This is a genomic window from Peptoniphilus sp. (assembly GCF_022767005.1).
GTDB lineage: Bacteria > Bacillota > Clostridia > Tissierellales > Peptoniphilaceae > Peptoniphilus_A.
In genome coordinates this window covers 23,637-36,709 of the sequence record NZ_JALEOV010000004.1, presented here as the reverse complement: position 1 = coordinate 36,709, position 13,073 = coordinate 23,637, and the positions used below count along the sequence as shown (strand labels likewise).

General features: G+C 31.7%; 11 protein-coding genes. 2 read left to right on the top strand and 9 right to left on the bottom strand.

Annotated elements, in window-relative coordinates; genetic code table 11:
* The 4 genes from MR285_RS00240 to MR285_RS00225 all read right to left on the bottom strand — a co-directional run.
* Positions 1 to 1,961 (bottom strand): AAA family ATPase (locus tag MR285_RS00240; RefSeq protein WP_293557111.1); only part of this gene is annotated, 1,961 nt, incomplete at its 3' end.
* A gap of 19 nt (positions 1,962 to 1,980) precedes the next feature.
* Entirely contained in the window at positions 1,981 to 2,898 is a 918-nt protein-coding gene (locus MR285_RS00235; protein ID WP_293557110.1) for a J domain-containing protein, read from the bottom strand.
* Between the two features lie 567 nt (positions 2,899 to 3,465).
* Entirely contained in the window at positions 3,466 to 4,692 is a 1,227-nt protein-coding gene (locus MR285_RS00230; RefSeq protein ID WP_293557109.1) for an ArgE/DapE family deacylase, read from the bottom strand.
* A gap of 215 nt (positions 4,693 to 4,907) precedes the next feature.
* On the bottom strand, positions 4,908 to 6,260 hold the full coding sequence (locus tag MR285_RS00225) for a hemolysin family protein (RefSeq protein WP_293557113.1): 1,353 nt from the start codon (positions 6,258 to 6,260) through the stop codon (positions 4,908 to 4,910).
* Between the two features lie 137 nt (positions 6,261 to 6,397).
* Here MR285_RS00225 and MR285_RS00220 point away from each other — a divergent pair, with 137 nt between their 5' ends.
* A complete protein-coding gene (locus tag MR285_RS00220) occupies positions 6,398 to 7,006 on the top strand; it encodes a DUF4230 domain-containing protein (protein WP_293557108.1) in 609 nt (202 codons plus the stop codon).
* Positions 7,007 to 7,050: 44 nt separating this feature from the next.
* On the opposite strand, the gene MR285_RS00215 is transcribed toward MR285_RS00220, so the two are convergent.
* The 3 genes from MR285_RS00215 to MR285_RS00205 form a co-directional block, all read right to left on the bottom strand.
* Positions 7,051 to 8,118, bottom strand: coding sequence for an enoyl-CoA hydratase/isomerase family protein (locus MR285_RS00215; RefSeq protein ID WP_293557112.1), 1,068 nt, complete (start codon positions 8,116 to 8,118; stop codon positions 7,051 to 7,053).
* A 90-nt stretch (positions 8,119 to 8,208) separates the two neighbouring features.
* On the bottom strand, positions 8,209 to 8,835 hold the full coding sequence (locus MR285_RS00210) for an AAA family ATPase (protein ID WP_293557107.1): 627 nt from the start codon (positions 8,833 to 8,835) through the stop codon (positions 8,209 to 8,211).
* 74 nt (positions 8,836 to 8,909) lie between these two features.
* Positions 8,910 to 9,815 (bottom strand): DMT family transporter, encoded by a 906-nt coding sequence (locus MR285_RS00205; protein WP_293557106.1) that lies wholly within the window; start codon positions 9,813 to 9,815, stop codon positions 8,910 to 8,912.
* A 208-nt stretch (positions 9,816 to 10,023) separates the two neighbouring features.
* Here MR285_RS00205 and MR285_RS00200 point away from each other — a divergent pair, with 208 nt between their 5' ends.
* Entirely contained in the window at positions 10,024 to 11,451 is a 1,428-nt protein-coding gene (locus tag MR285_RS00200) for a leucyl aminopeptidase (RefSeq protein WP_293557105.1), read from the top strand.
* 102 nt (positions 11,452 to 11,553) lie between these two features.
* On the opposite strand, the gene MR285_RS00195 is transcribed toward MR285_RS00200, so the two are convergent.
* The gene (locus MR285_RS00195; protein ID WP_293557104.1) at positions 11,554 to 12,246 is read right to left on the bottom strand and encodes a hypothetical protein; all 693 of its coding nucleotides are present in this window, start codon (positions 12,244 to 12,246) and stop codon (positions 11,554 to 11,556) included.
* A gap of 276 nt (positions 12,247 to 12,522) precedes the next feature.
* A complete protein-coding gene (locus MR285_RS00190; protein ID WP_293557103.1) occupies positions 12,523 to 13,041 on the bottom strand; it encodes a hypothetical protein in 519 nt (172 codons plus the stop codon).
* Between the last annotated feature and the right edge of the window lie 32 nt (positions 13,042 to 13,073).

The window sequence follows — 13,073 nt, the reverse complement described above, 5'->3', positions numbered from 1 at the left end:
CCAACATATCCTGGAGGAGAACCTACAAGTCTTGACACAGAATGTTTCTCCATGTACTCAGACATATCTATTCTAATTAAGTTTCTTTCATCATCGAAAAGTGTTTCTGTAAGAGCCTTTGCTGTTTCTGTCTTTCCAACTCCAGTTGGTCCCAAGAATATAAAGGACCCAATTGGTTTGTTTCTATCCTTTAATCCTGCTCTTGCCCTTAGTACAGCATCAGACACAACTTCAATAGCCTTATCTTGACCAATTACTCTCTTGTGGAGAATATCTTCCAAGTTGAGAAGTTTTTCTCTCTCAGTCTTATTTAGCTTTTCAACTGGTATGCCAGTCCATCTACTTACTACATAGGCAATTTCATCTTCTGTAACTTCTTCCTTTACCATGGAAGATTCGTCTTTAGTAGATGACTCTCTCTTCTTTAATTCTTCCTTTAATTTCGGAAGAATGCCATACTTTAATTCAGAAAGTTTTTCTAAATCGTAATTCCTTTCGGCTTCTTCAATTGCGTGATTAGTATCTTCAATTTGTTTCTTGATGTCCTTTGTAGAGTCAAGTTCCTTCTTTTCAGCTTCCCATTTTGATTTTAATCTATCAAATTCAGCCTTTTCTTCGGAAAGTTCGCCTTGAAGTTTTTTAAGTCTTTCTAAACTTGCCTCGTCAGTTTCCTTTTTTAAAGCTTGATTTTCAATTTCAAGTTGCAAAATTTTTCTTCTTACTTCATCAATTTCTGTCGGCATTGAATCAATTTCTGTCCTTAACATTGCACAAGCTTCATCCATTAAGTCAATGGCCTTGTCTGGCAAAAATCTATCTGTGATATATCTATCAGATAGCGTTGCCGCTGCAATTACTGCCGAGTCAGAAATTCTTATTCCGTGATAAATTTCGTATTTATCCTTTAATCCACGGAGGATTGCAATTGTATCTTCCACAGTTGGTTCTTTAACCAAAACTTTTTGGAATCTTCTTTCAAGTGCAGGGTCCTTTTCAATATACTTTCTGTATTCATCAAGAGTTGTTGCACCAATTGCATGCAATTCTCCACGAGCAAGCATTGGCTTTAACAAATTTGATGCGTCCATTGCTCCATCAGTTTTTCCTGCTCCAACAATATTGTGAATTTCATCGATGAATAAAATAATATTTCCATCGGACTTTTTCACTTCATTTAAAACAGCTTTTAATCTCTCTTCAAACTCGCCACGGTATTTTGCCCCTGCTATAAGTGCGCCCATGTCTAATGAAAAGACAGTTTTATTTTTAAGACCCTCTGGTACATCTTCAGACACAATTCTTTGCGCAAGACCACCTGCAATTGCCGTTTTACCAACTCCAGGAGGGCCTATTAAAACTGGATTGTTCTTAGTCCTACGAGAAAGAATTCTAATAACATTACGCACTTCTTCGTCACGACCAATTACTGGATCGAGCTTGCCCTCTCTTGCAAGTTCAGTTAAATCTTGACCATATTTTTTTAGTGCATCATAAGTTCCTTCAGGATTATCTGTGGTAACGTGTTGATTTCCCCTAATTTTTTTTAGAGAATTTAAAAATCCATCTGCATCAATTTTATACTTGTTGAAAATAGAAGAAGAATCCTTTCCCTTCATATTTAATAAAGCAAGGTAAATATGCTCAACAGAAAGGTATTCGTCGCCCATTTTTTTCATAAAATCTTCTGCCTTTTGGAAAAGTTCTCTATAAGAAGAGTCCGCATAAACCTCAGCACCTGATTGTTTTGGAAGCCTTTCAATAACCTTTAAGACATCCGCCTTTATCATGTCGGGGTTTTTATCCATATATGTCAAGACTCTTGGAATAAGTCCCTCTTTGTCATTTAAAAGGGCGTAGTTGATGTGAATTTCTTTTACCTCAGGATTGCCGTATTCCTTTGCAATATTATATGCTCCTTGAACGGCTTCAAGGGATTTTTGAGTAAATTTTTCAAAATTCATAAAAACACCTCATTTTTTATTATTTGCTTAAATTTTGTAATTCCTTATATAATTTTATTTCTTTCTCAGATAAATTCTTAGGATTTACGATATTAAAAGTAATGTAGAGATCTCCCACATTTCCCTTTAAATCTTTAAAACCCTTTGAAGGAATTCTCATTTTATTTCCTCCAACAAAATTTTCTGGGATTCTTAATTTTAATTTGCCACTTAAAGTTTCCACAGTTTGACTGCTGCCAAGAGCCGCATCCCATGGATAAATATTTTGAGTTTTAGTAATGTCAAGCCCATCGAGGATAAGGTCTTTCTCATCACGAATATTTATCTTAAATAAAATATCGCCTGGAAGACCAAACTTTTCGCCTTTGACCTTAATCTTCTTGCCACGAGTTATTCCCTTAGGAATTTTGACAGCAACTTGATATTCCTTTTTATTATATGTCAAGCTCACATTTTTCGTAGTACCTTCATAGGCATCTTTAATGGAAATAGAAAGTTCAGACTCAAACTTATTTCTACTCTTATTTGATGTTCTTCTTCCCTTTCCAGACAAATCTCCAAAGATGTCATTTATATTGAAACCACCAGAGAAATTGCCTCCAGATCTAGAAGAACCAAAAATAGTTTCGAAGAAATCAGAAAAATCTGCTCCACTTCCTCCAGTAGTGTATGTGTAACCATATTGAGAAGGATCGAAATCATAACCTGAACTAAAATCATAATTAGAGCCAAAAGTATCATATTTTTTTCTCTTATCCTTGTCAGATAAAACCTCATAAGCCTCTGAAACTTCCTTAAACTTTTCAGCAGCGGCATCGTCGCCTTGGTGAAGATCTGGATGATATTTTTTAGCCAATTTTCTGTATGCGCTCTTTATCTCCTTTTCATCTGCATCTTTAGAAACTCCAAGGATTTCATAATAATCTTTGTATTTCAAAATTAACCTCCTCATAATCTATATAAACTCATTTAATCATCAAGATAATTATATCCAAATAAAAAACAAATGAACATAAATTGCAAATTAAATGAATAATTTTTGTTATATTTTAAAAATAAAACTTTGTCAGCTATATCAAAATTATTTGACTATCTTTGACTATTCTATTATACAACACCATTAGCACTCTTGCAAGTGCTCTGCTAATTATTTTTTGTTTTTTATTTTTAAAAATTTTGAAAATTTTTCTTGTATTTATAAATTTATTATGCTAAACTAATAACAGATTATTTAATACACTTTTTTAATTAATTTCCTTTTAAGCGCCGAGAAAAAACTCGGCATTTTTTTTGCTCTTTTTTATAAAATAGAAAAATTTGAGTCAAAACTATTTTTATATTAGTTTAATGCTAAAAATTAAGACTATGGAAGTTTCCATAGCCCTTTTTAGAATATATTTTCAATCTATTATCATTAAAAATTAAATATTTCAAGTCTTTCTCTATTTCATTTGAATTTAGCATATAGATAAATTCAAAACAAAATTCATTTTTTAGAACACATTTATACGCTCATATACTTGTCAATAATTCTTATATAAGCTTCAATAAAATCTGTGTATTGTTTTAGAGGAAGTCTTTCGTCTATCTTGTGATTAAGCATTGGTACGCCTGGCCCATAAACTGCAAGCTCTATATTTGATTTATTCTTCATAAACTGAGCTGCATCTGTTGTCCCTGCAACTGCAACAGGTTTAATTTCAGAAAAAGCTGCATCTGACATTGTCGTCAAATCTTTTCCAATTAATTCTCCCATAGATTTCATTAAATTCATTGGCAAAAGATCTGGTATTTCCTTTACAACGCTTACGATTGCCTTTATTAACTTGGAATTAGGATCTGACTGAACAGGTGCCTGATTTGCTGTTACCTCCATATTAAGTTCAAAGTCCTTTTCTTTATTTAATCTTGCAAGAATCTCTTGAATTTCTTCAATAATCTGTTTGTTTTTAAATTCCGGTATTGTTCTCACATTTGCCTCAAATTCTGCAAAATCAGGTATAGAGTTGACCTGTGTTCCTCCTTTTACAACTGTGATGCTGTGTGTCATTTTTCCAAGCTTTTCATTTGAAAAATCCTCTGCCTTCTTTTCAAAGTAAGCACTTATCTCACTCATTGCTCTGTTTAAGTGTTCAACTGCATTTTTGCCTATCTCTGGTGTAGATGAATGAGCTGCAACGCCCTTTGAACTTACCTTATAATTAAGCGATCCTTTATGCGCATATACAACTCCTAAATTGCATGGTTCTGCAATTAAAATTGCATCGACGTCATCGACATAACCAAGGTCAGTAAGCTGCTCAGCACCTAATTCTCCTATTTCTTCTCCCACAGTTGCAATCAGTTTGATCTTACCAGAAAAATTCTTTTTCTTAGCAGTTTCAATAAAAGCAATTGTAAGTGCCGCTAACCCTGATTTCATATCAGATGTTCCTCTGCCCCAAATCACATCGTCTTCAATATGGGCTTCAAAAGGAGGAAATGTCCACTTAGATTCATCTCCTGGAGATACCACATCCATATGCCCACTTAAAACTAAGGTTTTTCCTGGACCATTTTCTATTTCTGCGATGAGGTTGGCCCTATTCTCTGCAAACTTAACGAGTTTAGATTGAATTCCATTTTTGAGAAGTAAATCCCTTAGGTAATTTGCTACCTCAAGTTCATTGCCATTCACAGTTTTAATTTTAATTAAATCACTTAAAATGTTGATTGCATTTTCTCTATTCATTTTATTTCCTCCTTTATATTTTTTCTAAATGTCTATTTAAATATAATAGGTCATTGCTCCTAATGTGAAAAAACATTAGTAATAGTAATGCCTTACTTTTAAATTGTAACACATTTTACTTTCTTATAGAAATTTGTAAAGCTATTTATTTAATATTTTTAACGCAGCTATTTAATTCCATCAATAAAATAAGACAGGCTGCCCTGTCTTTTTGTTTATGAGTTAAACTCTTTATATTCTTTTTTTGCTTCTTCTTGTTCTTCTGGAATAATTTTTATGCTTGCCTTTATTATTCTTTTTTCGGCTACTGCTAATTCTGTTAGGATACAGCCTGATGTTTTTACGCTAAGTTTTTTCTTTTCATTTTCTTCTGGTATGAATCCGAGTTTTTCTATAATTAGTCCTGAAATTGTTTCGTGATTTTCTGAATAAAGTGATGTACCTATTGCATCGTTTATATCTTCTATATCCATAGCTCCATCTACTATATATTCGTTTTCTGAAATTTTTTCCACGCTGCGAATATCTTTGTCATATTCATCTTCTATTTCACCGACAATTTCTTCTACTATATCTTCCACTGTTACCATGCCTGAAAATCCGCCATATTCGTCAATTAATATTGCCACATAATTTTTTGAGGACTGCAATTCCTTTAAAAGCATATCTATTTTTTTTGTTTCAGGCACAAAGTAAGGCGACTTTATGCAATTATCTAGGTTAATTGATTTATAATCATTTTTTGCATATTCTACGAAAAGGTCTTTGATGTAAACTGTTCCAAGAATATTGTCTGTGTTTTCTCTAAAGACGGGCATCCTAGAATAACCTTTTTTTAGTATTTCTTCGACTGTATCTGTGGTAAATTCGTCATAATCCACCATGTAAATTGATGTCCTTGGCGTCATTATTTCATAAGCCAATTTGTCATCAAAGTCCATTATATTTACTATCATTTCTTCGCCAGCTGAGTTTATTACTCCTTGCTGAGTCGATACTTTTATATAGGATTTTAACTCTTCTTCCGAAATTTTTTCTTCAACATCCTCTGAATATTTTCCCATAATTTTTAATACTAACACCGTTGATAGTGATAGCAATTTTACAAATGGAAAAAATATTTTTGACGCAAATGCAATTATACTGCTCGCTTTTAGTGCAACTTTTTCTGAATTTTGAAGTGCAATTCTCTTTGGCACAAGCTCCCCAAACACAAGCGTTATATAGGATAGTAAAAGTGTAACAAAAATAAAGGATACTGTGTTCCCATAGGGTATTCCCTTTTCTCTCAAGAATACTCCAAAAACTTGTGAAATACTTGTTGCTGCAGAACCAGATGAGAAAAATCCTGCAAGAGTTATTGCCACTTGTATTGTGGACAAAAATCTTGTTTGATCAGCTGAGATTGACATAAGTGTCTTCGCCCTTTTGTCTCCTTCTTCTGCCATTTCTTTGATTTTGTTGTTATTCACTGAAACCATTGCCATTTCAGCTGACGCAAAAAATGCGTTTACGCTTGTAAGTATTGCGATTAATATGAGCTTAGCCCACAAGGCGCCATCGTCCATTAACATCTTCCTCCATATCTTTTAGACTAATTATATCAAAGAACTTGTGATTATAACAGAAAAATGTAAGAGAAGACAAATTTTTATCCTTTTTTAAAAATTTTTTATGTTATAATCTTTGTGAAAGAGGAGAGTTTATGAAAAAATTAAAAAAATTAATTATATTAGTATTACTTCTTGCCATTGCACTCACTGCCACTTTTTTTGCCGGCAAAAAAACTATGAAAAGTGAAATGAAACCAAGTATTACTGCTAGTTTAATTGCTAATAAAATAATGTCGGCTAAAGAACTTACTACTCTTAAATATCACTACACAAATATGGGTCAATTTGAAAATCAAAATACTTTTTACGGTTACAAAATTCCCTTTACATCCAAAAAGTTTATAGTCTCCTATGATGGAGTTATAAGCGCAGGGATAGACCTTGAAAAAATGAAAATTTCCCTTGACAATAAAAGTATTGAAATAAAAATTCCACCTGCAAAAATTTTGAGTCACGAAATTTACGAAGATTCGCTAAAAGTTTTTGATGAAAGAGAATCTATTTTTAACAGAATTGACATCGAAGATTACAATAATTTTGCCAAAGACCAAAAGAAAGATATTGAATATAAAGTAATTGAAAAGGGTTTATTAAGTCAAGCTGATGAGGAAGCTAAAAGGGCAATCGAAGAAATTCTATTGGCCGATACAGTTTTAAGTGAATACAAAATAAATGTTACAAAGGACAATTCTTTGAAATGAAAAGGGCATTCCCACGAATGCCTTTTTTTATTAAAAATTTGTACTTATGAGTTTTTTGTTTCGCTATATGTTTTTTTCAGTCCAAGTAATTTTTTTACTTCGTCCATATTTACATCTTCTATGAACTTCACACTCCAATTTGGCTTGCTATCCTTATCTATAACTTTTGACCTTGCTCCCTCTTGCATCTCGCCAATTTCCACTGAGTAATTTAAAACTTTAAGGTCAAGATCCACTGTTTCAGGATAACTTAAATTTTTACATACAAAATACTTTTCAAATTGCACAGCAAGCATAAGTTGGGACTTTTCTTTTAATGTCTCATAGGTTTTTCTTGCAAAATCCTCGTCCAAGTTATTTTCCAAACTTTTATAAATTTCAACTATACTTGCCTTTGAAAAATATTTCTCAATTTTTTCTAAATTCTTAGTTATAAAAGTTTCTCCTGGCTCTAATTTATATTTTTCGCCTTCATCTTTTAATTCTTTTATTAAATCTTTGCCACTATAAATTTCTGAAAGCTCAAAAAGCTTTTCGATTAATTTTTCATAGTCCCTTGAATTTATATAGAGATCTGCAAAATTATACTTTACTAAATCAGAAGATTCTAAGCTAGAACCCGTTAACCCAACATATTGACCCAAAGCTTGTGGCAAAGTGGAGATAAAACTACAAACTCCCACATCTGGCACAAATCCAAGACTAGTTTCTGGCATAGCCCAGATTACACTCTCATCTGAAATTATTAAATCTGAATTTATGCTAAGACCAATGCCGCCACCCATGACAACGCCAGTCCAATGGCTCACAATTGGTTTTGTGTAGGAAGCGATGTACTTATCCATCTCAAATTCAGTGGCGAAGAATTTATTTTTAACTTTGCACTTGTCGTTATTTATATAGTCGATATAAAGCTCCTTTAAATCGCCGCCTGAGCAAAATCCTTTTTTAGTTAAAGTGTCAAAGAGAACTACCCTAATACTTTCGTTCTTTTCCCATTTTTCTAAAATTTCTTGAATTTTATTTATCATTTCAAAGTTTAGCGCATTTATCTTCTCTGGTCTATTTAGATAAATCACACCAACATTTTTTATAACTTTTTCTATAATCAAATCATTATTCATTAAATCACCTCAAAGTATTCTACACTATAAAAGCTAATAAAACAAAAAATCCCAACTCTCGTCGGGATTAAATTAATTTTATTTTTTATTTCTTGACATATCTACAATTAAATTTGTGATGCTATCAAAGTCGAAAGCTGATGAATTAATTAAGATGTCGTAATTTGATCTTTCTCCCCAAGTTTTTCTCGTATTTCTGCCGTAGTGATTTGCCCTTCTACTGTTTTCACGGTCTAGTTTTAGTTCAAGCTTGTCCTTTTTTACATTATAAGTATTTAAAATTCGCTCTTCCTTAAATTCGCTAGATGCGTAAATAAACACAGAAAGTTTTGGGAAATCCTCCAATACAAAGTCACTGCATTTTCCAAAAATTACTGCCTTTTTACTTTTTGCAATTTCCCTTATAGTTCTTGAATCTAAGAGAAAGGCTGCGTCATTAGTCGCAATATCCTCTTGTGAATAGGAATAATTTTGTTTATACAAATCGTAAATAGTCCCCTGTAAAAAGGAATCATCTTTTTTTACTTCGTCAGGTTTTACTTTTCCTTCAAGGCTCATAAGTTCAATTAATTTTTCGTCGAAAAACTCGTAACCTAATTTATCGGCAACTTTTTTTGCAATTTCATTTGCACCACTGCCATACTCTCCGTCGATTGTAATTAATTTTTTGCCAGCCTTTTCAAAAAATTTATCAAATAGTGACATATCTTCACCTCTCAAACATTATATATCATTAATGTGAAATATTTTTTAATTAATATAAAATTCTTGTGAAAATTTCAATACTTCCCCAATCTTTTATTTAAATAATCTTCAATTGGAAGTTGAGCGATTAAAGTTGCCATAAAAATAATTATAGCTCCAATTATTTCTCTTTCACTCATCCTTTGTGAAAGAATAATCCAACCAAAAATTGCTCCAAAGACTGATTCAAGAGAACTAATCATAGATGCAATTACTGGGTCGAGATCCTTTAGCGCCATAAGCTGTACTGTAAATCCAACTCCTGAAGACAAAATTCCTACATACAAAATTGATACATAGGATTTTAAAATTGCACCAATATCTATTCTTTCAAAAATAATTGCGGCGATAAAAGAAATTATTCCACAAATTATAAATTGAAATAGAGATAGTAAGACTGCATTTGTATCCTTGGAAAATTCTGAAAGAACTAAAATGTGAATTGCAAAAACAAGGGCACCGATAATTGTAACTATGTCGCCTCTATTTATGCTAAGACTTTCCTTTACAGACATTATATAAGTTCCCATCATTGCAAAAATTATACAAATTAGTAGTTTTTTATTTATTCTCTTTCCAAAAATTAGTCCAATAATAGGAATAAATACTATGTATAAAGCTGTGAGAAAACTTGCCTTGCCTGCAGTTGTATAAACTAGACCAAATTGTTGAAGGTTAATGGCTAGTGTAAATACAAAACCACATAGTATGCCGCCCTTTATAGTTCTGGACATATTAAATTTTTGTTCTCTATAAGATTTTGATGTCTTATTAAAAAATACATATGTTAAGTATAAAAATATTATTGCCACGAGTGATCTTACTGCAGTGAAGGTTAAAGGCCCTATATGATCCATGCCGACTGCCTGTGCCACAAAGGCAAGTCCCCAAATTATTGATGTGAAAAATAACATTATTGAAGCTTTTAATTCTTTACCCATTTTAACACCACCCAAAAAAACACCAATCCAGCACTTTATCAACTAAATTGATGCTATTATTTTATAGTTTTATCATATCATAATTTATCTAAAAAAAACAATAATGTATTAATTTCTCTTATATTATTAAAAATAATATCCTATTAAAAATAATTTTTTAAATTAGACCTTTTTAAAATCTCATGTATAATGAATATAGAGGTGAAATATGATTAAATTTAATTTGTATAAAGAAGGCGGACTCAAGGTCCACTTCATAAAGAAAAATGAAAATATAAATAATGAATTTAAAAAATTTTTGGAATCAAAAAAATTTATTGGAAAGTTTAATGAAATATTGTACCTTCCAATAATTGACGGCGACTCCCATGTTTTTATTGGACTTGGCGACGATGAAATTGATCTTGAAGATATAAGAAATATTTTCTTTAAACTTGGAAACATCCTTAGAAAAAATGAAGAGCACGAAGTTGAGATAAAAATGCCAGAATTTAATATTTGCAATAGAAAAACTATTATGGCAGCTTACGAAGGACTTCGACATGGCGAATATGAATTTACAAAAAAGACCGATGTTGAAACTAAAAAAGAAGACTTTGAGCTCACTGTCAACTACTCTGCTTTTAAGGGACCAGAAGAAAAGCTACGCGAAGGTTTAAATAAAATGGAAAATATTATGGATGGAGTCTTCCTCGCAAGAAATCTTGTAAATGAAAGAGCCAATGTAATTTATCCTGAAAGTCTTGCAAATATTGCAGTTGAAAAATTAGAAAATCTCGGCGTAAATGTATGTGTTTACGAAGAAGATGAAATTGAAAAAATGGGAATGAAGGCATTTTTAAGCGTTGCTGCAGGAGCTACTAACCGCCCAAGACTTATTGTAATGGAATATAAAAATTCTGATGCCGAAAAAATCGCTCTCGTTGGAAAGGGACTAACTTACGATTCTGGCGGCTACAACATTAAAACTCCATCTGGAATGAATTATATGCACTGCGATATGGGAGGCGCCGGTACTGTAATTGGTACAATATACGCCCTCGCAAAAAACAAAGCAAAGGTAAATGTAGTGGGAGTTATTGCCGCTTGTGAAAATATGATTTCAGGCACATCTTACAAATCAGGTGATGTAATTGACTCCATGAAAGGACTTACTATTGAAGTTGCAAACACCGATGCCGAAGGAAGAATTACCCTTGCCGACGCAGTTCACTATGCTACAAATGACCTTGGCGCAAAAAAAATTATCGACCTTGCAACTCTTACTGGAGCAGTAACAATTGCTCTTGGCGAAGTTTACACAGGTGCTGTTACAAATGACGAAGAATTTTATAAGGAAGTCCTTGACGCTGCAAAGCTATCAGGTGAAAAAATTTGGGCATTCCCTTATGATGAAGACTTTAAAAAGTTAAACAAATCAGATGTCGCAGACATCAAAAACACTTCAGGAAGAGAAGCGGGATCTGTAACAGCAGGACTTTTTGTTGGCGAGTTTGTAAAAGAAAATACACCTTGGGTTCACCTTGACATTGCCGCAACAGCTTACAGAAACAAAGCTAAGGGATATCTACCAAAGAACGCCACAGGAATACATGTAAAGACATTAAATAATTTATTAGACCCAATAGATTGCTAAAAATAAAAATTTAGGAGGAGAACTGTTGACAAAATAGTTCTCCTCCTTATTTATAAAACCTTTATTATTTATAAATTTATCAAAATTTTTTAATTAATTTAATTATTCATATACAAGTCTATATTCGCCATCAGCAAGTCTGCCAACTTTTAAAGGTTCACTTACTCTGAAAAAAGTTCTATCTAAAAGAGTTGCACAAAAGTATTCTTCTTTATAACCTGTAATATCTCTATATCTTGGTATAAATTCAATATGCGCTCTTCTATTCCTTTTGACATCAAAAGAAACACTGAAATTTTCATTGGGTGAAATATATTTAGTGAGCGAAAGTCCCGCAGCTTTTAATTTATTTAAACTTATATTTGCTGAAGCTGAAACACCTACACTATATCGAATACTAATAGTCCCTGGTCCTACAATAGTAGGAGATATTTTCGATTTTTTATCTCTATCTAAATATGAAGATCCATTATTAACATTTGATACAGAACTCCACAATCCTGCATTAAAAGGTTTTATTTTTATTCCTATTTTTGAAGTTATATTTTCTTTTCCTATTTTTACACCTTTCTCGATTGCTTCCTCTTCTCTTCTTTTAGTTTCCCTCATTGCTTCTTTATACTTCTTCTCTTCAGCTTTTTCAAATTCTCTATGCTGACTCTCAGTCATTTGGATAATCTCTCCATCATAGACTACAACAGCAACAATTGGGTCTTTCTTTGCACTTACACTAGAAATTTCAAGTACAAAAAATAATAATGTAATGGCACAAAACTTTAATGCATTCCTTTTCACTTACCACACTCCCTTGAAAAATTACACAACTTTCTTTAAGTAAAACTATATTATGAAATACTTTTTTGTCAACGATTTATTTTGATAACTTGTTGCTCAATTTCTTTAATGCTTTTATTTTTAATTGTTCACTAATATATTATAAAAAATGTTCTATAATATCTGTTATATATTTATTACCAATAGATTGCTAAAAACTTTTAAATCACAAAGTAACCGCTGGCTATGCTGGCGGTTTTTATACAAAAAAACTCATCTTATCTCTAAGGTGAGTTCTCATATATCTTCTATATTTATTTCACCATGCAAACTGTAAATATCCGATTTATTATTTTCTAATTTTCCAAAATCTTCTCTTATAGAATAAGTTAAATAAAATCTAAAGTGTCCTATCCCTTGATAATCTTTATACAATTCAAAATCTTCAGATAATATTTGATATTCATAAAATGCTCTAATATTTTTATCTTCTAATAATCGAAAGTTTATTTTATAATCTTTAGGATCTTTAAATTTTATTTTATCAGCCTTTTCGAGTAATAATGTAAAAGAAAATTGACTATTCAACTTTTTTCCATAAAAATCATTATTTTGACTGATGATTACATTTCTATAAAGGTCATTGGAATTTTTATTGTTAATATAAAAATTTGTTATTTCTTCACTCATAACATAGGAACTATTCTCATCATTTAATTCGTAGTTATTACTTTTTTCTTGAAAATTTAATAATATTATTAATAATATTGACAAAAGAAAAATAATTACCAATATTATTCCTATTCCTTTTCGCATTAGTAAATACCTCCATTAAAACATTGGAGTAC